The organism is Francisella uliginis, assembly GCF_001895265.1.
Taxonomy (GTDB): domain Bacteria; phylum Pseudomonadota; class Gammaproteobacteria; order Francisellales; family Francisellaceae; genus Francisella; species Francisella uliginis.
Map to the genome: position 1 here is coordinate 294,371 of NZ_CP016796.1, position 22,566 is coordinate 316,936.

The following is a 22,566-nucleotide window of genomic DNA, read 5'->3' on the forward strand; positions in this document are numbered from 1 at the left end:
AATTGCTGATTGGTTTATACTATTAATGAGGCAATTATATAGGAATAATATGTACGATTTCAAAAAAATGAATAATCTTCGTGGCATAGAAAGAGAGACTTTACGTATTAAGTCAAATGGTGTACTAGCTGACTCTCAGCATCCACAAAAGCTTGGTCATAAGCTAACTAATGAAAGTATAACAGTTGATTTTTCTGAAAACCTCTTAGAGTTAATAACATCACCACATTCAAATATTGATAGTGTTTTTGCTGAATTAGAATCTCTGGGAGCATTTACATTACAAAATATGTCTGATGATGAGATAACTTTAAATACAAGTATGCCTTTATCAGCAGATGAAAATGAAATTCAAGAAGCTGATTTTGGTGAATCTAATTCAGGAAAGATGAAGCAAACTTATCGTAAAGGCTTGTCTGCTAGATATGGAAAAGTAATGCAGATTATTGCAGGGATTCATTATAATTTTTCATTTGATAAAGATTTGATTCAAGCTAAAGCAGATCAAAGTGATACTTCTTTTTCAGATGTGTATTTTGGAATTATAAATAATTACTTTGAATATATGTGGTTACTACCATACTTATTTGGAGCTAGTCCAATATGTGCAAAAACCTCTGTAGAAAATAAGCCAGATTACTTGGTAGATTTAGATCAAGAGTTCTATGTGGGTAAATATTCAACAAGTCTTAGAATGAGTGATCTTGGCTATACAAGCCCTGCACAAAAAGATTTAGCGATATCATATAACGATGTTAGCTCCTATGTAAAAGACCTTATACAAGCTACAGATGAGGAATTTGAAGATTACAAGACTATAGGGTTGTACAATCCTCAAGGAGATAGAATCCAATTAAATGAAAGTATTCTACAAATAGAAAATGAATACTATAGCTCTATTAGACCTAAACAGGCTACTCAAAGATGTCAAAGACCTGCTTGTGCTTTATCTAAAGGAGGGGTTGAGTATATAGAGGTTAGAGTTTTAGATGTTGATCCTTTTGCAACTAACGGTGTAAGCAAGACAACGGCTCTTTTTGTTGAGGCAATGCTGATGGCTTGTTTAGAAGAAAAACCAAAAAAATATGATAAGGCCTCTATTAAATTAGCTAAAGAAAATTTAACAGCAGTTGCTATAGATGGACGTAATTCAGAGCTTAAACTTCATAAACTTGGGGAGGATGATAAAGTACTGTTGAAGGACTATGCACTTGAATTGTTTGAAAAAATAGAAAATATAGCTGAAAAAATGCCACAAGAGTATTTAGAAGCAGTTAAGGCCGAAAAGCAAAAAGTATTAGATGTATCTAAAACACCATCAGCGAGAATAGTTGATATTGCAAAGCAAAAAGGGTACAAAAACTTTGCTTTAGAGATTTCTAAAAATGTATCAAAAGAGTTTAGAAAGTTTAAAATTTCTGAAGAAGTAGAATCTAAATTAAAAGAGCAAGTTGATAAATCTGTTGTCGCAGAAAAGGAGCTTGTAGAAAGCGACGATATCTCTCTAGATGAATATATTAATAGATATTATGAGTCATCAAAAGATTGTTGTTAGATTTTTTTGTTGTCAAAATATATGAAAAATAACTAGAATTCTTTTGCAAAAAAACCTTATTCTAAGCTCATTTTTTGATGTCTGGGAGAGTTTAAGAGTTTGTTAATATACTTTTTCTTAGATATAAAAAAACCAGCGCAAGGCTGGTTTTAATATTTGTGAATCTAATAAAAGTAAAATTATACTTTTTTGATTCCGCCGAATCTCTTCTTGAACTTATCAACACGACCTGCAGTATCAACGATTCTTTGCTTACCTGTGTAGAATGGGTGACATTGAGAGCAGATATCGATGCTCATAGCGTCTTTAGCAGAAGTTGATTTTGTAACAAAAGAGTTACCACAACTACAAGTTACTGTTACTTCAGTGTATTTTGGATGAATTTCTTGTCTCATTTTTATAGTTTCCTTATTTTTATAATCTGACATCGCCACTTAGACTATTTCATCTAAGCACCATATCCTGTAGATAGAATAGCTTGAATATTCTAGCTTAAGTTATCCACAGTATCAAGCTTAATTAGAAGAAATATATTTTTCTCTTCTTACACTCTTAGGTCCAAAGCCTGCATTTGTAAGCATTTCGTATGATTGATCAATCATATTTGGGTTACCACAAACATAAACAACATCAGTTTCTGGGTTTAATCCAATCTTTTCAAACTGGTTTTGTACATAGCCTGAGATTTCATAATCTTTAAGATCTTGAGTCTCTCTACTTAGACAAAGTTTGAAGTCAATATTTTTATGTTTTTTAGCAAACTCGATAAAGTCTTCTTGATAAAGTGCGTCTTTACGATATTGACAGCCAAGTAGTATATGTATTTCAGTATTATCAGCTCTTTCTAATAACTCAGGGAACATTGATCTATAAGGGACAATACCTGTACCTGTACCTACTAAGATTATTTTTCTAACATCTTCATCTTTTAGGATAAGTCTACCAGCTGGCCCCATTGCATTTGCTTTGCCACCGACTTCCATATTAAAGAATGTTTCAGAAGCAATACCATCTTTTACATAAGTGATGCCAATCTCTAAAAGCATATTGTCAGAAGGTAGAGAACCTAAGCTATAACTACGACGCTTAATCTTGCCATCATCACCGTCGAACATAAATGTAATAAACTGCCCAGCAATAAAGTTAAGAGGTTTGCCATCTGTTCTTTTGAAAACAAAGTGTCTAACATTATCTGTAATATCTTTAAAAGAGACTAATTCAAGTTCAAATTTTTCTAATGCCATTTTATTAAAACTATTATGTATATTTGTAACAGCTGTAATTATATACATAATAGGTTTTAAAATATAGTTTTCAATTTTAGTCTTTTATCTATTTATAATGAAAGGTATTAGAAAGCTCAAGTAACTAGACTAGTTATTAATGTTTATGCGCGAAAACATTTTATGTATAATGCAGTAGTAGGAGTAATAATTTTGTATTTGTATTATGCTACAGATATTTAGAGTTTTAGGAATTTTATTAGTTTTTGCTCCTTCTTTCGCCTTAGCAGAAATGACTCAAAAATATATAGATTCTATTTATACGAAACCAATATTTTTAGATGGGAACCATAAAACAATTAATATTGCTTTACCCGTTGACTCAACTGATGGATATAGATGGTTTTTGGTATCTCCAGATTATGATTATATTAGACCTGTTAGTTATGAACATGAAAGCGCTAATATTGAAAAATCAAAATATGGTGGGCTTGATAGTTTTAAGCTTAGAGCTCATGATAGGTTTAAAAAAGCTCCTCAAAAGATAATCTTACATTTTGAGTGTTTTCGACCGTTTGAAAGTAATCCAAAAATTTTTAAAAAAGATATAATTGTATTGTCATTATTAAATTAGAAGAGAGAAATTAATGAAAAAAATATGTTTGATGATATTAGGTCTATTTACTGTAATCAGTGCTTATGCAACAGGCGATTGTAGTAATAAGAGTTTTGATGCAATAAAAAATCAGGCTGTACAAATGGAGAAAGCTTGGGATTCTGCAAATGCGAATAAACTAGTTTCATTTTATGATGATGATTTTATATATATGAGTGGTGGTAAACCATATAAGACTAAAGCTAAAGTGCTTAAGCATTATGTTGATGGTTTTGCTACTGATAGTTCTGGTAAGAGAGATTTTGGTAAGCTAAAGCTTAATTATCAGTATTGTAGAAATATTGATGAAAATCATCAGCTAGTAATATTAAAATTTATATGGACTAGTCCTGCTGGTGAAGTAGCAACAGGACATGATCTACTTGTTTGGCAAAAGAATAAAAATAATAAATATAAAATAATAGTGGATTTTCCACAGTCTTAATTTGAAAGGAGATAAAGCGTGTTTATAGTTTGGTTAACAGTCTTAATTGTTGTAGTAATTATCTTGCTGGTTTTTTCAGTAAGTCTTGTCGAAACTCAGTCTGTAAATGTTATAGAACGATTTGGTAAATTTGTTAGAATTCAAAGGGCAGGTCTTAATTTTAGGATACCTTTTATCGAAAGAGTTGCTGGGAGAGTTAGTTTAAGAGTTCAACAATTAGATATAGTAGCTGAGACAAAAACTAGAGATAATGTATTTGTGCATATGAAAGTATCAGTACAGTTTTTGGTAGAGGAGGCTAGTGCAGTTGATGCGTTTTATAAACTTACAAATGCTAGAGCTCAGATGGAGTCATATGTGTTTGATGTAATTAGATCATCTTTACCTCGTATGAGTTTAGATGAATCTTTTGAGAATAAAGATGCAATAGCATTGGATATCAAAAAAGAGCTTTCTGAAGAGATGAGTACTTATGGTTATACAATTATTAAATCATTAGTTGTTGATATCAACCCAGAAGAGAATGTAAAACGTTCTATGAATGAGATTAATGCTGCTCAAAGGCAGCTTGAAGCTACAAAGGCTAAAGCTGAGGCTGAGAAGCTTATAAAGATAAAAGAGGCTGAAGGACAAAAAGAATCAATGAAGCTTCTTGGTGAGGGTATCGCCGAGCAACGCAAAGCAATAGCTAGAGGTTTGCGTGTTTCTATAGAAGATGTTAAAGAAGGTACTGGTGATAGTATATCTTCAGAATATATTTCATCTCTTGTTATGATGTATCAATATTTAGATACTCTAGAGAACATGACTAAATCTGGTAAATCAAATGTAATATTTACACCAAATTCACCCAAAGGTTTTAATAACTTAACATCTGAAATGATAAGTGCATTATCAGCAGCTAAAGATATTTAAAAATTTATAATTAGATTATTGAAAGATAATTTTTGGAGAAAATACAGCTATGGAAAAAGGCTTGTTTCATCAAATAGTTGAAATAGTAAATAGTTATGTCTGGGGACCACAAATGCTTATGCTGATTGTCGGAGTGGGCTTATTTTTAATGCTAGGATTATGCTTTTTACCTTTGAGAAAGATCATTTTTGCTTTTAGATTACTTTTTAGTAAAAAGGAAAACAAGGATGATGGTGAAATAACGCCTTTTCAAGCGTTGATGACAGCTTTATCAGCTACTATTGGGACAGGGAATATTGCCGGTGTTGCGACAGCTATTGCAATAGGTGGGCCAGGAGCAGTTTTTTGGATGTGGTGTACAGCGCTAATTGGTATGGCGACAAAATATTCTGAAGCAGTTTTAGCAGTTAAGTATCGTGAAGTAGGTGCAAAAGGCTCTTATGTTGGAGGGCCTATGTATTATATTAAAAATGGCTTAGGTAAAAAATTTCTCTGGCTTGGCGTATTATTTGCAATATTTGGCTCTGTTGCGAGTTTTGGTATTGGTAATATGGTTCAAGTTAATTCAATGGCAGATGTGGTACAGAAGAACTTATATATTCCGGACTATATTACAGGTATTTTTGTTGCTTTTCTTATCGCAACAGTTTTATTAGGAGGAGTTAAACGAATTGCAGAAGTTGCAAGTAAGGTTGTACCGGTGATGGCGATCTTATATTTTGTTAGTTGTGCAATTGCAATTTTATTAAATATTAAATTATTACCAGATGCATTTTATATTATATTTGATAGTGCTTTTACTCCTACAGCTGCAACTGGAGGGTTTGCCGGTGCAGGGGTCATGCTTGCTATTCAGATGGGGGTTGCTCGTGGAGTGTTTTCAAATGAAGCTGGTTTAGGTTCAGCACCAATTGCACATGCAGCAGCCAAAACAAATAGTCCTGTTCGACAAGGTTGTGTTGCAATGCTTGGAACCTTTATTGATACTCTTGTTGTTTGTACAATGACAGCTCTTGTGATAATTCTATCTGGTAAATGGAATAGTGGCCTTAATGGAGCAAACTTATCTTCAGAAGCAATTAATACTTTGATTCCTGGTTTTGGGAGTTGGGTAGTTACTTTAGGTTTAATATTTTTTGCATTTACAACAGTTTTGAGTTGGAGCTATTATGGAGAACGCTGTGCTGAGTTTCTTCTTGGGGATAAATCTATAATACCATTTCGTATTTTATGGATTGTAGCTATCCCTGTTGGTGCTATACTTAAAATTGATGTTGTTTGGTTGCTGGCAGATACTTTAAATGGACTTATGGCAGTGCCAAACTTAATAGCGCTATTGTTGCTTAGTCCAGTAGTGTTTAAGCTTTCTTATGAATATTTTAATAACAAATCTAATTAATCAGCAAGAGAGCCTATTTAAATATTTTCAAAATTTATTTTATCTCTTGTTATTTATATATCAATATTTAGATACTCTAGAGAACATGACTAAATTTGGTAAATTAAATGTAATACTTACATCAAATTCATCCAAAGGTTTTTAATGAGCCAACTTCTGCAGATGAGTGTAGTTAGTTTGCATTAGTATATATTTTTTCTAATTGTGATATTATATGCTAAGAAATTAGCATGTTTCTTTTATTTATAATGGTTTATAAGTTTATAAAAAATATACAACTAAATGCGTTAGCTAAGTTATTTATTTGTCTTTTATTTGTTTTAAGTACAAGTCAAGCTTGGGCATTAGTTGGTGAATTAAGTATCCAAAATGGCAAACTTTTTCTTACAAGTAAAAGCAAAAAGTTTAGCTTGCAAGGTGACAAAGAGATCATAAAAGAGTCAAAAAGTTTAATTTATTTAGATAGTTTAGTTGTTGTTAATAATTATACTGAAGTAAATAGCAAAACTTTATTTATCAAAGAAGTTCCATCCTCAATAAGTGGTAATGTTCAGCTTAGCGGAAAGCTTGTTAGAGATGATAACAACTTATATTTAGAGACTAAAGATAGTAAAATTTCTGTCAAATTTTTATATGGAGTTGATTTTAGAGGGAATCATTTTGATCAAAAATCTATAGATTATTATATTAATAAGCAGGTTAATGTTATTGGCAAGTCTTATAATGGATATTTACACATATCAGCAATTTTGCTCAGTAATATTTTTGAAAATATGAATGCTAAATTTCCAATTAGTGCTAAATATAAAAAGATTCTAGATAATGATTATCAGAAGTTTATAACAGAAACTTTAATGAAAAATAAGCTTAGTCAAAACCTACAACCGTTTAAAGCAACTATAATTAATAATGTTAAGGTCAAAGACAACGATAAAGCTCTAATAATTTCATTAGCAGGTAGGCAAGGTGATGATTTTGCTACAGTTGGTGGACACTTTGTTTTAGGTGAAGCAACTATTAAAAATCATATGCTTAAAGACTTTAGTCTTTTTAATTTTTACACAACTAAAAATAAAAAAATGATGATTCCTGCGAAGATATCATATGTGGATTACTTTGGTAATTTATCACAAGGCCAGCAAAACTACAGACCGACATATACTCTTATTATATATGGTGTTGATAAAGACAAAATTGAGAAAATGGCAAATACTATTGATAGAGACCTTAATTATATGCGTATTTCACAAGATACAGGAGGTATCTCTTATGATTGTGTAAACACTGCTTTACATGCGTTATATAAGTCACAGCTTATAGACAACCCTAGCTCTTTAAGTTTTTTAGGCTTACAGACTTTTTATCATGCACCTAAAAAATACGATAGTGATAATTACTCGTACTTTAATAATAGTTGGTATTATATTTTAAATAGTAAAAGAGTGTTTTTGCCACGAGTTGCTTTTGAATATGTTTTAGAAGACATTCAAACATTTAAGCCTAAAAGGGTAGATTTTGTATTTTATGGTCAGATACCTTCAGGTAGACCTTTAGGAGGGGCTCCAATTGCCAGTGTTTATGACTATTTGAGAATCACAGCTAAGTCAGGAAATTTTTCAAAGCAGAGCAATGTTCATGATATGGCAAAATTTTTAGATAGTTTAGACATATAGTTAATCCGAATATCTTTTGAAAACCTTTTTTCATCTTCTCTGGTCACTGAGTACATTCGACTACGCTCAGTAACCACGGAGTCGAAGTATGATCATAAGATCTGCTCATAATGAGCCCTAAAATTAGATTCTACGATCAAAGCCTGTGCTGAACTTGATTCAGTATTGTAGAATGATATACTCCTTTCTGATTAACTATTTAAGGATCTATTATTTCAAGTCAATTGTTTTGTTTTAATGTTTTATCTACAATAAATAGTTAGTATTTAAATTTAGGTCTATATAATCATGCAATTTATAGTTGAATCAATGTCATGCTCAAGTTGCGTAGCAAAGATAGAAAAGGCTTTGTTAAGTATAGATGGTGTAAGTAATGTTAAAGCAAATATCGTTGATAAAAGTGTATTTGTTGAAGCTGAGGAGTCTTTGACTGACCCTATACAAAATAAGTTACAAGAGATTGGCTATCCTGGTGAACTACAGCAGCGAGAAAAAAACAGCAATAAATATCGCATTTTTATTGAGGGAATTTCTTGTTCTGGTTGTGTAGCAAAGATAGAAAAATCTTTGAAAGTGGTTTCTAGTGTTGAGAAAGTTAGTGTTAATCTTGTTGATAAGATATTAGAGATCGAAGGTAGTATGGATGTTACCGAAGTCTTTGCCACTTTAGATAAAATAGGTAAACCAGGAGTTCTAGAGAAAAAATTACAAACTAGAGATATAGATAGAGCTAAAAAGGAAATCAGAACAAGTATCAAACAAGCAATAGTTGCATTTGTGGCGGGTGCTATTCTTATGGCTATCCAAATGCATTCAGAAAACCAAGATAGTATTTTATATTTTTCAAATACTGATAGTATCGAAAGACTTGTAATCTGGATTATATTGGCTACTAGTACACTTGTTGTTATGGTATATTCTGGTAAACGTTATTATCAGGGAGCTTGGCGACAACTAAAACATCTATCCTCAAATATGGATACTCTAGTTGCACTAGGTACCGGAGCTGCTTGGATATATTCTGTTATTGTTATACTATTTGAGTTTTATTTACCTGAGCAAATGCTACATGTTTTTTTAGATACTAGTGTCCTTATCTTAGGGTTTCTAAACATTGGTCATGCCATGGAGCTCAAATCAAAAGGTAGGGCATCTGAGGCTATTGAAAAGCTAATCCATCTACAGCCTAAAAATGCTCATGTGATCCATGATGATGCAGAAGTTGATATACCATTAGAGCTTTTAAAAGTAGGACAAACTATTGTTATCTATCCTGGAGAGAAGATTCCTATTGATGGTGTAGTTATTGATGGTAAAGCTAATATTGATGAATCAATGCTGACAGGTGAGTCTGATCCTGTCAGTAAAAAAATAGATGATAAAGTCTTTGCTGGAACTATAAACCAAAATGGTAGCTTAAGAGTCAAGATGACTAAATCTATAGATGAGACAGCTTTAGCAAATGTTATTGAGCTTATTAAATCTGCACAAAGCTCAAAACCAGAAATTACTAGGATAGTAGATAAAGTTACAGCTGTATTTGTACCAGTGGTTATTGCTATTGCAGTATTTACATTTATCGTCTGGAGCTTTTTTAGCCTAGCTTTAGCGATAACTGCTGGGATAGCTGTCTTAGTTGTAGCTTGTCCTTGCGCACTTGGTCTGGGAACACCAATGTCAATGATGGTTGGTATGGGTAAAGTTGCCGAGTATGGTATCTTGATTCGTAATGGTGAAGTGTTGCAAAATGTTAGTAATCTAACACATATTGTTATGGATAAGACTGGGACAGTTACACAAGGTAAGCCAGCAGTAACAAATAGTCATTTCATCGCGGATGAAGACTTAGTTTTAAGTCATCTTTATGCAGTTGAGGCAAAATCTGAACATCCACTTGCACTTGCTTTAAGTACTTATAGTAAAGCATATAATAAAAATTTAGCAGTAAGTGATTTTGAGACAACTTCAGGTAAAGGTATCTCAGCAAAAGTTGAAGATACTGATGTTCTTATTTGTAATATGAAGATAATGTCAGAAAATGGCATAGATATAGATAATAATGTTGAACAGGTTTTAGATGGTTATGCTAACCAAGGAGCAACACCTATTATCTTTGCTATGAATAGTAAGGTAGCAGCGATCTTTGCTGTTAAGGATCCTGTCAAAAAAGAGAGTAAAGAAGTTATATCTCAACTTAAAAAATCTGGCCTTAAAGTTGCAATGGTTACAGGAGATAATGAGCATACAGCAAGAGTAATCGCTCAAGAAGTTGGTATAGATAATGATATGGTCTTTGCTAGTGCAATGCCTGAAGATAAAACAAAATTCGTTGATGATCTACAACAACAAGGATTCCAAGTTGGAATGGTCGGTGATGGTATCAATGATGCAGCAGCCTTAGCAAAAGCAGATGTTGGCTTTGCCATGGGTAATGGTACTGATATAGCTATAGAAAGTGCTGATATTACTTTGACCTCTGGAGAGCTGAAAAATATTAATAACTCAATTATTCTTTCAAAGAAAATTATCTTAAATATTAAGCAAACTTTAGTGGGAGCTTTTATATATAATATCTGTGGTATACCTGTTGCTGCAGGGATCTTATATCCATTCTTTGGTATTATGCTTAGTCCTGTGATTGCATCTCTAGCAATGGCTATGTCATCTGTAACAGTTGTTGCCGTAGCTTTGAGACTAAAACGTTTGACAGTTGAATAGATGTGTGGATTTGGGATAATTACTCTATTTTTTTAAATTCAAGAGCGAAGAATAGTTTTATTAATATAAAACTTACTAGAGATAGTATAAATATGATCGAAGCTAAAGCTAGCATTGTATGAATATGCACTAGGCCAAAGATAAATACTAGTATGCTAGTTAAAAATATAAAGAATGAACCCATTAACGCATTTGCACTACCCACAATATGGCTAAATAGACCAATACATAGTGCAAAGAAGTTAGGGAAAACAATTCCTGCAAAGAAGAATGCAATAAACATAAATACAGCTAGGGCTACAATACTAGTTGGCAAGAAGATGCTAATAGCCATTAATATTAAGCAAGATACTGCAGATATGCTAACAGCTAAACTTAACTTCATTCTATTAAATTCTTCACTTAGATGTAGTAAGAATCTGTTAGCCATATTTCCTAAGAACCAAGCAAATCCGATTAATAGTGCGATATTACCAAAAGTAATTGCAGAGTAATGTAAAGTATCTTCTATAACAAATACTCCCACTGTACTAAATATCACAAGGAATGAATAAAGTAGCCCAATACAAAGTGTGCCAAGAACGAAGTGGTTATGAGTAGCCATCTCATAGTAGTTTGAGAATACTTTGCTTAGGGATATTTTGTGTGTTTGTTTTGCTGTTTCACGATAAACAAAGATAACTAAAAGTAGCACACAAATACCATATATGCTAAAGAAGTAAAAACATGATTTCCAACCGAAATAGTGTTGTAAGTGGCCACCTATGAAAGGAGCAATAATAGGACCTAATGCCCAGATTATAGTCATATAGTTCATCATCTTTTTATATTGAGCACCTTCAAAAATATCAGGGATAATTGCTCTAGCTGATACTCCAACAAATGCTATACATGCACCTTGTAATATGCGGTAAACCATAAAAACAGTCATACTAGTTGTCAATGTCATTAAGTAAGAGACGATTATGAAAATTATCAATGATACTATGATAGGCTTTTTGCGACCAAAGCTATCTGTAACAGGACCGGCAAATAGTTGAAAAAAAGCAAATGCAAGTAAGTAAAATGAGATCGTATATTTTGCAAGTACCTCAGGTGTGCCAAATGCAGAGCTAATCGCAGGTAGTGAAGGTGCATATAGGTCAACACATAAGCCAGACATAGGAACAATTAAATAGCAAATTAATGCAAATATTTTATTCATTGTGTTAATCCTTAAAAATTTATTAGAATTTATGTTTTGTATTTTCTTTGATTATTATATCTTTTTAACTTAATATAAATAAGCTATATGAAAGTTAACAATAGTTAACTAAAAGTTGAATATAAGGTGTAGAAAATGTTAAAAAAGTCTAATTCGAAACCATCACTAGATCACTTTGAAGTTTTTTTGACAGTTATTGAGGAAAATAGCTTTACTAATGCAGCTAAAAAACTAGGTATTACAACAGCTGCTGTTAGTAAGAATGTTAAATTACTAGAGCAACAAGTTAGAGCTCCTTTGGTTCTTAGATCAACAAAAAGGCTACAAGCTACAGCTGAAGGTGAGAAGCTTTATCTTCAGTGTAGAAATATTAAACGAGAATTAGATATAGCTAGAAATATGGTTTCTGCAATAAATGCTAATCCTAGTGGTACACTTAATATTATTTGTAATCCTTTGCTATTTTCATCTGATTTATTAGCTAAGTTGGATACCTATACTAAAATGTATCCTGATGTTACCATTAATATGGATCTAACGGAAGAGCCTGTAAATTTCGGCCAGACAACAATAGATATTGCATTTGGTTTTAACTGGCCACCTCCAGAGCATATTATCTCACGTAAATATAAGCAGACTTCTTATGTTACTTGTGCTTCACCTGAGTATATTCGTCGTTATGGTGAGCCAAAGACGATAGAAGATATATATAAGCATAAATTTATAATACATACTATAAGAACAAAGAGTAATATGCCGATGTTAATAGGTTTTAGGAATGCTCCAAAGAATATTAAACCTTATTTATATATTAATGGTGTTGAAGCTATGAAAGCATGTGTTTTGCAACATATGGGTATTGCACAGTTTCATGATTATGCTGTTAAGAAAGAGTTAGAAGAAGGAAGCCTTATTGAGATACTAAAACCAACTGATATAGAAATTTTTGATTTATGTATTTATTATGAGAAAAATAATATTGTTCAACCAAAAGTTAAAAAGCTTGTGGAATTATTTTTTCCTGAATGATTAGAGCTATTAAATTATCTTTTTACTTTTTTGTGTTAACTTTAACAATATAATTGCTATAGCCATTAATATTTTTGGATATAAAGCATTAACCGTTGAGCAGTTTGCTAATATATAGCTATTTTATAGTATATACTTTATATGGGATCAATGTTGAATGTTAGTCCTATAAAATTCATTCTTAGCTAGACCTTTAATTATCAGCTTTTTTTGATCTGTTTTACCTTTAACACTGATATAAGAAAATATTTCTACAGGTCATATAGTGTTGATGAATACGCAAGGAACTAATTATGAATAAGCAATTATATGGAGTTATAGCAACCTCAAGTGATCAAAATGAAAAGAGACTACCAATCAATCCAGAGCTATTATTAAAAATACCTAGAAATATTAGGAATAATCTCGTATTTGAAATAGGTTATGGAGAGTCTTTTGGTGTTTCAGATGAAAAAATTGCTAGCTTAACTGCAGGAGTATCTTCACGCCAAGAAATACTAGAAAATATTGGTAATGTAATATTAATAGCTCCAACATCAAAAGATTTAGCTGAAATTAAAGAGGGTGGTACGGTCTGGGGGTGGACAAACTGTGTTAAAGATAAAGAAATAGCACAATTAGCTATTGATAAAAAATTAACACTTATTTCTTTTGAATCTATGATTTCTTGTGATAATGAAGAAAAAATAAAGAAAAATATATTTCATGAGACAAATGAGTTAGCAGGATATAGCGCTGTTTTGCATGCTCTTGGTATAAAAGGTATAGATGGTAGATATGGCGATCAAAAGAAAATATTAGTAATAGGTTTTGGATCAGTAAGTCGAGGAGCTATACATGCTTTATTATCTAGAGGATATAAAGATATAACTGTATGTACACGTTATAGTATCGCAACATTACCAAATGTAATTAAGGGGTGTAAGTATATCACAGCACCTAAAAATATATCTGATAGTAACAAATTTGTGGAACTTCTCAATAAATCAGATATTGTAGTAAATGGAATTTCACAAGATCTAACAAAACCAACAATGTTTATAAAAGAAAAAGATCTTGTAAAAATGAATCCTAAATGTTTAATTATAGATCTTAGTTGTAATGAGGGTATGGGATTCTTTTTTGCTAAACCAACTACGTTTAATAACCCTATGCTTAAAGTAGGTACTATAGATTATTATGGAGTCAATCATGCGTCAAAATATCTTTGGGATAATGCTACTAGATCTATATCTAGAGTAATAAATGATTATTTATCAAATATTACTTTGACTAAAGAGAATAAAGCAAAAAGCAAAGTATTATCGGATGCTACAGATATAAAAGAGGGCTTAGTTTGGAATAAAAAGATAATTTCATTCCAAAAGAGGGAAAAAGAATATCCTTATAATTATAAATCTATATAAGGATAACGGGATTAGATAGATTTAATATTAACAGCTGCCATTTTGCCTCTGTTTTCTTCAGTTTCAAAGCTTATTTTTTCGCCTTCACGTAGAGAGCTTAAACCAGAATTTTCTACTGCACTAATATGAACAAATACATCTTTACCACCATCTTGAGGTTCTATGAATCCGAATCCTTTAGTCGTATTAAAAAACTTAATAGTACCTTGTCTCATTGTTTTATTTCCTTTTGTTTGTTGTTTTATAAGTTAAATCACATTGGGCTTAGTTTTAAACTTTAACGATTTACTTATAAAGGATAGAATATTGGAAATAAACTTCTGATATATTAGTTTCGTAGTAGTCAAATAAAGTTACAATATAAATAACTGTCACCAATCATATAGTAACAAAGTCTTAATTGAAAGCTTTTTAGTGAAAACTAGGCATTTTAGTTAAATCAAAATCTTCTTCATACTTATCTATATCTTTTAGATATAAGCACAAATCTTGAAAGTCTAAACAACTTTCGACCATTGAAGACTCTTTATGGTCACTAAAATTGCTATCTGTCATATGGTTTATTAAATTAATAAACTGTTCCATAATTTCAGTATTTAATATACTCATCTCAGCTGCTTGAGCAATGCTTATTTTTTTTGATTTTTCTATTTTTTTTAACTAAATTAGTTATATCACGAAAAATAGCTTCTAACATTTTATTATTTTCAAAATTAATAAATGTACTTTTTGGATCAATCATTCTATATCAATATTATTAACTAGTAGGTGACTATTATACTTATAAAATACGTTATAATCTTAGTTATATTCCTCTGTACACGATGATTTTCATATTTTGAGTTCCTTATTTGTTTTATTGAGTACTCTTAAGCAAAGAGAAAAGTCTTTTACAGAGAAAGCTATCTTTTGAATTGCATTAATAATCATATCCAAACCATACCTAAAATAAGAGTTCTGCAACCTTCCATGCTTTTTTCTAGGAATAGGTTTTATTTTAGCATCTTTATACTCTCCAACCTTATGAACCCATACAAAGGCTATAGATATCAAAGCTATTAACTTTGATATTTTATTAGTATCAGTCAAATGAGTATCTTCTAGATTAAATCCTCTGCCCTTAAAAGCTTGAAATAAATTTTCAATCTCCCACCTCATACCATAAATAGGTATCAGTCTCTTTATACTATTGGAATTACTAGCTACAATAAGTAGTTCACCCGTATGCGATCTAGTGCCAGATAGATAAACACTTTGGTTACAAATACTTCTTTGATCTCTAAGATCCTTATGCTCATGAACAGTTAAGTCATCAAATAGTGTTGAGACCTTAGCGCTGAAACCTCTAGTGTTAGTTGTCATAAGGTTGTTTTTGATTCTAACAACATAATCAATACTTTGAGATTCTAACCAACTTAACCAGTCTTGACCTATAAACTCTCTATCTCCTAATATACAACCAATACGTTGTTTACCAAATTTAGCAATAAACTTTTTGACTAAATCTATTCTAAATCCAGAATCAGAATTACCTCTATGATCTAATAAATCATAATATAATGGTATTGCTATACCTTCATACACAGCTGATAGAACTAGAATATTTATATCTGTTTTTCCAAACTGCCAGTTTGTCCTATCAAGAATTAGATATAATTTATCTTTAGTTGATAAAAGATGTTGTATACTGAATTGGGCTATATCATTAATATCAAACTCTACTTCCTTGAAGAAGTTTTGGATTGTATCTTATAAACAGTGATTAATCTTGTATTCTATCATCCTTGATAAAATATAAGAAAGAGATGAGACTTTGACCTTGGATTGGTTATTGAAAACCGTGAGAATCAAAAAGCTCATCTCAATCACGACTTTAAAACGCGAACGGTAGAAAGGTCATCAAAGACCGAATGTACAATCCCGCGATTATGAGCCTAATAAAAAGGATACCAAACATGACAGATAAAACAATAAAGTATTTAGGAATAGATATATCAAAAAAGTGGATAGATGTTTGCTATGGCGATAAAGGCAAAGTTAAGCGTATAGCCATGAAAAAGAGTAGCATCAACTCTTTCATAAAAAAGCATTTTGAAGAAAACGAAGCTGTTTTAGCAGTATTAGAAAGTACTGGAGGTTATGAAGTTCTGCCAGCAAAATGTTTAGAAAGCTTTGGCATAAAAGTCCACATAGCTCACCCTAACAAGGTGGTTTCATTTGCTAAAGCCATGGGATGTTTAGCAAAAACTGATGCTATAGATGCAAAAGTACTAAAGGCTTATGGTGCGTTTATTAAAGACGATGATATACGAGGCTTACCTAGCGATCAAGATCTAGAGTTGAATGCACTAAGCTCTCGCCTAGGTCAGCTTAAAGAGACTCATCATCAAGAGGCTTGTCGTTTAGGTTTGGTTAAAGATAAAATCTTGAAATCATCGAGTGAAAGAATGCTTAAATACCTGAAGAAAGAGATAGAGAAAATAGAGCAACACATGATGGCAATCATAAATGAAGATAAAGTACTAGCTAACAAGTTTGACATATTAACATCGATGCCTGGTATTGGTGCAAATACTGCCTGCTGTATTGTATGTGATTTACCTGAAATTGGCAGAATTAACAATAAAGAAATAGCTGCTTTAGTTGGTGTAGCACCTATTACAAATCAGAGTGGTATGAAAAGCGGCTATTCTGCAATTAAGTATGGTCGCTCTAAAGTACGCAAAACATTGTATATGGCTGCATTAGTAGCTACTAGGTTTAACTCTAGGATGAAGGATTTTTATAATCGTTTATTAGAAAATGGTAAAATCAAAAAGGTTGCTATAGTTGCTGTTATGAGAAAAATGCTTGTAACTCTCAATGCTATGGTTAAGCAAAATATGCAATTTAGTGCTTGATTTTCAAGACGGTAGATTCTTCTATAGTTTGACTCTATCAGATTATTATTTTTAAAGTATCTAGCTATCTTCGATAGATTAACAGTTTGAGCTGATATTAGTCCAAGTAATAGATTGCTAAAGCAATCTATTCTTGACTTGTGCCAATCAAATATTTTAGATAAACTTCCTGTTAGCTGATTAAGGTGCTTTTTCATCTGTTCCAAATAATGAATATATAAGGCTTTAGTCAGCTAACTCAACTTTTTTTGTCGTGTACAGAGGTTATATTCATATATATCTCATAATATGTATCTTTAATGACTAGTTTGTATTACTATTAATTGGGTATAAATAAAATAAAGCCTCTAAACCTTCTTTAGATACTTCATTCACTATTTTACTAGTAAAAATTTTTAACCTAAAAAGAACTTTAATAGTTCTTAATATTCTAAAATTAAGAGAGGATAATATGCCAAGAATAATAGTTGACCCTAGAAAGCCTTTTGATATTAGTCTGAGAAACTTTAAAAGAGCTTGTGAAAAAGCTGGTATTAAACAAGAACTTCGAGATAGAAAAACTTTTATCAAACCAACAGAAAAAAGAAAAATTGCTAAAAGAGCCGCGGTAAAAAGAGCTAAGCAGGCAGCAAGAAGAGCTTATTCTTATTGATACTTTAAAAATAACCTGTAGAAATCTAATTAGCTCTACTGTTGATGCTAATTTATAATAATCTGTACTAATTTTAAATATTAACTAATTATATAAGTTGTTGGTATAAAACTTGTGGTAGCTATGACTGGACTTGAACCAGTGACCCCAGCATTATGAATGCTGTGCTCTAACCAACTGAGCTACATAGCCACAAATGATGTAGCATATTATATTTAAATTATGGTAATTGTCAATATTAATTAATCACGATATTAAAAAAAATATTACTAATGTTTTATTACTTGCTAAAAGGGTTGGTTTTGTAGTACGATATAAGCCAAGTGTACAAAGGGATTAATCCCTCTATAAAATGATAAAAAAATAAGATGTCTGAAGGTAGAAATAAATTAAACGATTTTTCGCTATTACAATCTCTATTAGGTGGTTCTTCTAAAATAGAAGAGAAAACATCTAGGATGAAACAAGCAAGAGATAAAAACATCTCAAAGAGTAAAAACACGCCTAAAGCGCCCTCTAAAAAGGTGGAAGATAGAGATACATCATTTATTCGTATTCCTCAATATGGTCATAGAATAAATAATAAAATAGTTAATGAGTTACAAAACCCTCAAGTAGAAGACGCTGCCGAAGAGATAGTAGTAACTGTTGATGTTGAGAAAGAAAGACAAAAAGAAGAAGCTAAATTATTTAAATGGTTATGTAAACGTTTTCCAAAATGTTTTGATCCTATTAATAAAAAGCCGCTTAAGATAGGTATAAGTCCAGAAATAGAAATAATTTATCAAAATGAGCATTTTGCTCCAGTTGATAAGTTAGTACTTAGAAATGTATTACGTCGCTATGTTGGAGATACTCGTTATCACAAGGCAGTTTTTGAGTTAAAGCAAAGATTTAACCTTCAAGGCCAACCAGTTGAAGATTATTCTGCTGAGCATATTGAGTACTCTAAAAAACGTCTAGATGAAATCGCTGAAAAAGCTGAGTTTAGAGCAAAAGGTCTAACTATGAAAGACTATTATGAGTACAAAAAACAGCAGTCAGAAGAGGATGTCGATACAGAAGAGTAATCTCTGTATATAAATTTTCATTCTGAAAGTTTGTATAAAATTATTGTCTATTTAAATCTTTAAGTTTATTATTTGACTATATTGCAATCTATAGTATTTAATCTCATGAGTTTTTTAAAATCTTATAAGCAAACAAATATCTTACTTTATATAGCTATCTTTGCTTTACTAAGTGTCAGTCTCTTATCTAGTTGTGCAAAAGATGATGGTAAAGCTAAAGAGCTTCCTTTATTAAAGCATAATTATTCAAAATCAAAACATACAGCATCTCAAGTTTTTGGTTTTGATTATGCAACTACTCCTAAAGGTATATATAATGTTGTCAACAAAGAGCCAACTAAATTTACCGTAAACGTATACATTGCTGATAATGAAGGTTGTAAGTTCACCTATACTAAAGATAAAGATGGTGATCATGAAGAAGACTTTACAAAAACACAATCTTTTACAGCATATTTATCTGGTAGAAATGAACTCTTGAAGCTTCAGTGTAAGGGTGAACAGTCAAATATTGACTATAAAATAGTAGCTTATGCAAATGGAGCTGAATACGATAATATTGGCAATTTGTCATATTTAGTTGAATCAGGAAATATCTAAAAGTTAACTATTTTCTCCAGAAATCTGGTATGAAAAGAACTAACAGTGTAAATATTTCTAAACGTCCTGCTATCATAGCAAAGTCACATATCCATAGAGCTTCATTAGGTATATTTTTAAAGTTAGAGCCTATCTCACCTAAACCAGGCCCTACATTTGATAATGTTGTAGCAATTGTTGAAAATGCAGTAGCAATATCTAGACCACAACCTAATAAGGCTAACCAACCAACTGCAAAGACTATGATATAAACAGAAATAAAACCAGATACTCTATTAAGAGCCTGTTCTGAGATGTTTACATCATCTAGTTTTACAGTAAACATTCCCTGCGGATGAATTACTCTTCTTGCCTCAAGCATGGCTTTTTCTTTGAAAAGAATAGCACGTATCATTTTCAGACCACCAGCTGTAGAGCCACCACAACCACCAATGATCGCTATAAACATAAGTAAAATGGGTAGAAATGTAGGCCATAAGTAATAATTTGTATCAGATACAAATCCAGCACTCGAGCTAATAGATATTACCTGAAATATACTGTTAAGTATAATGTGAAAAGTATCAGAAAGACTACTAGCGTTGGCTATCAGTGTGATACTTACTATCAAAGATGTGAAAAAGAGAAAATAAAAATATGCTTTAAATTCAACATTTTTAAAGTAGTGACTAATCTTAAATTTTGATAGTGCAATATAGTGTGCTTTAAAGCTAGTAGCTCCTAGAAATAGGAAAATACCACAAACAAGAAGGACCCCTGTTGACTTATTTGTCATACTAGCATCACTAGGAGCAAATCCACCTGTTGAAACAGTCGAGAATGTATAGCATATAGCATCAAATGGTCCCATGCCTACTATTATATAGGAGATAAAACATAAGAATGTAAGCAGCAGATATACCAACCATAATGCTTTTGCAGTACTAGAGATTTTTGGCGCGATTTTATCATCTTTCCATTGACCTGTTACTTCAGCTTTATATAATTGCATCCCACCGACTCCCAGTAGTGGTAAGATTGCAACTGTTAAGACAACAATCCCCATACCACCAAAGAACTCAGTTTGTTGACGGTAAAATAAAATACTATTAGGCAGAGAATCTAAACCTTCAATTACAGTGCCTCCTGTGGTAGTAAATCCAGATACAGATTCAAATACAGCGTGGGTTAAAGATAAATCTAAACCAGGAAACGTCATATATGGGATAGCCCCAAATACTGAAACAAATATCCAAACTAGAGCTACAATTAAAAAGCCATCCTTATTTGATAGTTTCTTATCTGATTTTCGAGCAATAAACCATAATAAAAAGCCACATAAAAAAGTAATAGTAAAACTTAAAATAAAAGGGTATGCATCATTTTCTTTATAAATATAGTCAATGATTAGCGGACTAAGCATAGTAAGGCTTAGGAACATCAAAAATATACCAATTATTTTAGGTTTTTGGCTTAAATTCATTGATAAAAGGTTCAAAAGCGCTATCTTTTAGATGATTTTGATGTTTAGTTTATTACAATTATACTTAAGCTACAAGTTTATCATCTAGTATATAAAAATTCTCAATTAGAGAAAGTATTTGTCTTTATTAAAAATAAGAGGATATTTTTAAGGTTTATATATACTATTTTCGCCAAAAATCTGGCATAAAAAGAACTAGTACGGTAAATATCTCAAGACGACCAGCAATCATAGCAAAATTACATATCCAAATAGCGTCATCAGGTACAGTTTTAAAGTTTGAACCAATTTGCCCTAAGCCAGGACCTACATTCGATAGGGTAGTTGCAATTGCTGAAAATGAAGTATCTGGATCTAGCCCACATGCTATTAGCATTAACCAACAAACAGCGAATAGTATTAAGTAAACAGAGACAAAACCCGAGACTCTATTAAGAGCTTGCTCTGATATAGCTACTCCATCAAGCTTCACGGTAAACTTTCCTTGGGGGTGAATAACTCTTTTTGCTTCAAGAGTAGCTTTTTCTTTAAAAAGAATAGCCCTTATCATTTTGACACCACCAGCTGTAGATCCACCACAACCGCCAATAATTGCTACAAACATCAAAAAGAATGGTATAAAGCTAGGCCATAAATAATAATTTGAATCAGATACAAAACCAGCTGTTGAGCTTATAGAGACAACCATGAAGATGCTATTAGTTATTATATCAGGAATCTTTGATAAATCTTTTGAGTATGCAATTAGAGTTATAGCGATGATCAAAGATGAAAGAAATAGAAAGTAAAAGTAAGCTTTAAATTCTATATTGTTTAAATAGTATTTTAGGCTGAATTTTGAAAAAGCTATATAGTGTGCTTTAAAGTTTGTAGCTCCTAGAAACAAAAAGAAAATACATACATAAACCACAGGTTTTGATTGGGTTGTCATACCAGCGTCAGTAGGAGCAAATCCACCTGTTGAGATAGTTGAAAATGCATAGCAGATAGCATCAAAAGGCCCCATGCCAACTAATAAATAAGCTATAAAGCAAATAAATGTTAGTAAGACATACACTAACCACATTGCTTTAGCAGTAGTTGATATCCTAGGCGCTATTTTTTCATCTTTACCTAGGCCTGTTACCTCAGCTTTATATAACTGCATACCATCAACACCTAATAATGGTAAGATTGCAACAGTTAATACAACAATTCCCATACCACCAAAAAAGTGTGTTTGCTGGCGGTAATATAAGATACTATGTGGTAATTTATCTAGCCCTATTATTACCGTTGCACCTGTTGTAGTAAATCCTGAAATCGATTCAAATACTGCGTGAGTAAAAGATAAATCTAGTCCAGGAAACACCATATAAGGAATCCCACCAAAGACTGTAACAAAAACCCAGACAAGTGTAACAATAACAAACCCGTCTTTATTTGTAATTTTTTTACTTGCCTTGCGACCAATAAACCATAACAAGAAACCACAGATGAATGTTATTGCAAAGCTTAGTAAAAAAGGGTATATATTTGATTCGTCATAGATATAGTCAACAGCAATAGGTGTAAGCATGGTAAGACTTAAAAACATTAAGAACATACCTATTATCTTAGGGTTTTGGCTTAACCTCATCGATGTAATACTTAAAAGCTATATCTTTACTGGTGACTTTGA

Annotated in this window: 21 protein-coding genes, 1 tRNA gene and 1 pseudogene; 13 read left to right on the forward strand and 10 right to left on the reverse strand. The window is 31.7% G+C overall.

What is annotated here, in order from left to right:
- The first annotated feature begins 49 nt into the window (after positions 1–49).
- Positions 50–1,555 carry a glutamate--cysteine ligase gene (gene gshA, locus F7310_RS01505; RefSeq protein ID WP_072711311.1) on the forward strand — a complete coding sequence of 502 codons (1,506 nt, stop codon included), beginning with the start codon at positions 50–52 and terminating at the stop codon, positions 1,553–1,555.
- 179 nt (positions 1,556–1,734) lie between these two features.
- Here the strand turns inward: gshA and rpmE are convergent, their stop codons facing one another.
- Both rpmE and F7310_RS01515 read right to left on the reverse strand, forming a co-directional pair.
- The gene (rpmE, locus tag F7310_RS01510; RefSeq protein ID WP_072713508.1) at positions 1,735–1,950 is read right to left on the reverse strand and encodes a 50S ribosomal protein L31; all 216 of its coding nucleotides are present in this window, start codon (positions 1,948–1,950) and stop codon (positions 1,735–1,737) included.
- 120 nt (positions 1,951–2,070) lie between these two features.
- On the reverse strand, positions 2,071–2,799 hold the full coding sequence (locus F7310_RS01515; protein ID WP_072713509.1) for a ferredoxin--NADP reductase: 729 nt from the start codon (positions 2,797–2,799) through the stop codon (positions 2,071–2,073).
- 271 nt (positions 2,800–3,070) lie between these two features.
- On the opposite strand from F7310_RS01515, the gene F7310_RS01520 reads away from it, so the two are divergent.
- The 6 genes from F7310_RS01520 (at position 3,071) to F7310_RS01545 (ending at position 10,583) form a co-directional block, all read left to right on the forward strand.
- Complete coding sequence (locus F7310_RS01520) at positions 3,071–3,412, forward strand: protease inhibitor I42 family protein (RefSeq protein ID WP_173647417.1); 342 nt, start codon at positions 3,071–3,073, stop codon at positions 3,410–3,412.
- Between the two features lie 13 nt (positions 3,413–3,425).
- Positions 3,426–3,878, forward strand: a complete 453-nt coding sequence (locus tag F7310_RS01525; protein ID WP_072711312.1) for a YybH family protein — start codon at positions 3,426–3,428, stop codon at positions 3,876–3,878.
- 18 nt (positions 3,879–3,896) lie between these two features.
- On the forward strand, positions 3,897–4,793 hold the full coding sequence (locus F7310_RS01530) for an SPFH domain-containing protein (RefSeq protein WP_173647411.1): 897 nt from the start codon (positions 3,897–3,899) through the stop codon (positions 4,791–4,793).
- Between the two features lie 49 nt (positions 4,794–4,842).
- On the forward strand, positions 4,843–6,192 hold the full coding sequence (locus F7310_RS01535; RefSeq protein ID WP_072711313.1) for an alanine/glycine:cation symporter family protein: 1,350 nt from the start codon (positions 4,843–4,845) through the stop codon (positions 6,190–6,192).
- Between the two features lie 230 nt (positions 6,193–6,422).
- Positions 6,423–7,865 carry a hypothetical protein gene (locus tag F7310_RS01540; RefSeq protein ID WP_072711314.1) on the forward strand — a complete coding sequence of 481 codons (1,443 nt, stop codon included), beginning with the start codon at positions 6,423–6,425 and terminating at the stop codon, positions 7,863–7,865.
- A 288-nt stretch (positions 7,866–8,153) separates the two neighbouring features.
- On the forward strand, positions 8,154–10,583 hold the full coding sequence (locus F7310_RS01545) for a heavy metal translocating P-type ATPase (protein ID WP_072711315.1): 2,430 nt from the start codon (positions 8,154–8,156) through the stop codon (positions 10,581–10,583).
- 19 nt (positions 10,584–10,602) lie between these two features.
- On the opposite strand, the gene F7310_RS01550 is transcribed toward F7310_RS01545, so the two are convergent.
- On the reverse strand, positions 10,603–11,787 hold the full coding sequence (locus F7310_RS01550; protein WP_072711316.1) for an MFS transporter: 1,185 nt from the start codon (positions 11,785–11,787) through the stop codon (positions 10,603–10,605).
- A 135-nt stretch (positions 11,788–11,922) separates the two neighbouring features.
- On the opposite strand from F7310_RS01550, the gene F7310_RS01555 reads away from it, so the two are divergent.
- Together F7310_RS01555 and F7310_RS01560 are read left to right on the forward strand one after the other, a co-directional pair.
- On the forward strand, positions 11,923–12,816 hold the full coding sequence (locus F7310_RS01555) for a LysR family transcriptional regulator (RefSeq protein WP_072711317.1): 894 nt from the start codon (positions 11,923–11,925) through the stop codon (positions 12,814–12,816).
- A gap of 293 nt (positions 12,817–13,109) precedes the next feature.
- Entirely contained in the window at positions 13,110–14,222 is a 1,113-nt protein-coding gene (locus F7310_RS01560) for a N(5)-(carboxyethyl)ornithine synthase (protein WP_072711318.1), read from the forward strand.
- Positions 14,223–14,233: 11 nt separating this feature from the next.
- Here F7310_RS01560 and F7310_RS01565 read toward each other — a convergent pair whose 3' ends face one another.
- The 3 genes from F7310_RS01565 to F7310_RS01575 all read right to left on the reverse strand — a co-directional run bounded on the left by F7310_RS01565 (position 14,234) and on the right by F7310_RS01575 (position 15,965).
- A complete protein-coding gene (locus tag F7310_RS01565; protein ID WP_072711319.1) occupies positions 14,234–14,437 on the reverse strand; it encodes a cold-shock protein in 204 nt (67 codons plus the stop codon).
- Positions 14,438–14,633: 196 nt separating this feature from the next.
- Complete coding sequence (locus tag F7310_RS01570; RefSeq protein ID WP_072711320.1) at positions 14,634–14,831, reverse strand: hypothetical protein; 198 nt, start codon at positions 14,829–14,831, stop codon at positions 14,634–14,636.
- A gap of 222 nt (positions 14,832–15,053) precedes the next feature.
- A complete protein-coding gene (locus F7310_RS01575) occupies positions 15,054–15,965 on the reverse strand; it encodes an IS4 family transposase (protein ID WP_084645151.1) in 912 nt (303 codons plus the stop codon).
- A gap of 212 nt (positions 15,966–16,177) precedes the next feature.
- On the opposite strand from F7310_RS01575, the gene F7310_RS01580 reads away from it, so the two are divergent.
- Positions 16,178–17,122, forward strand: a complete 945-nt coding sequence (locus F7310_RS01580) for an IS110 family RNA-guided transposase (RefSeq protein WP_072711322.1) — start codon at positions 16,178–16,180, stop codon at positions 17,120–17,122.
- Between the two features lie 14 nt (positions 17,123–17,136).
- Here the strand turns inward: F7310_RS01580 and F7310_RS10440 are convergent.
- Positions 17,137–17,319 (reverse strand): annotated as a pseudogene (locus F7310_RS10440) (IS4-like element ISLpn9 family transposase); the annotation flags it as partial.
- Between the two features lie 254 nt (positions 17,320–17,573).
- Between F7310_RS10440 and rpsU the strand changes: the two are divergent.
- Entirely contained in the window at positions 17,574–17,774 is a 201-nt protein-coding gene (rpsU, locus tag F7310_RS01590) for a 30S ribosomal protein S21 (protein WP_072711323.1), read from the forward strand.
- Between the two features lie 115 nt (positions 17,775–17,889).
- On the opposite strand, the gene F7310_RS01595 is transcribed toward rpsU, so the two are convergent.
- A tRNA-Met gene (locus tag F7310_RS01595) sits at positions 17,890–17,966 on the reverse strand.
- A 176-nt stretch (positions 17,967–18,142) separates the two neighbouring features.
- Between F7310_RS01595 and F7310_RS01600 the strand changes: the two genes are divergently transcribed.
- Entirely contained in the window at positions 18,143–18,844 is a 702-nt protein-coding gene (locus F7310_RS01600) for a ProQ/FINO family protein (RefSeq protein ID WP_072711324.1), read from the forward strand.
- Positions 18,845–18,949: 105 nt separating this feature from the next.
- Entirely contained in the window at positions 18,950–19,444 is a 495-nt protein-coding gene (locus F7310_RS01605; protein WP_145951714.1) for an FTL_1709 family lipoprotein, read from the forward strand.
- Between the two features lie 7 nt (positions 19,445–19,451).
- On the opposite strand, the gene F7310_RS01610 is transcribed toward F7310_RS01605, so the two are convergent.
- Both F7310_RS01610 and F7310_RS01615 read right to left on the reverse strand, forming a co-directional pair.
- Complete coding sequence (locus tag F7310_RS01610; RefSeq protein ID WP_072711325.1) at positions 19,452–20,906, reverse strand: potassium transporter TrkG; 1,455 nt, start codon at positions 20,904–20,906, stop codon at positions 19,452–19,454.
- Between the two features lie 163 nt (positions 20,907–21,069).
- Positions 21,070–22,524, reverse strand: a complete 1,455-nt coding sequence (locus F7310_RS01615) for a TrkH family potassium uptake protein (RefSeq protein ID WP_072711326.1) — start codon at positions 22,522–22,524, stop codon at positions 21,070–21,072.
- Between the last annotated feature and the right edge of the window lie 42 nt (positions 22,525–22,566).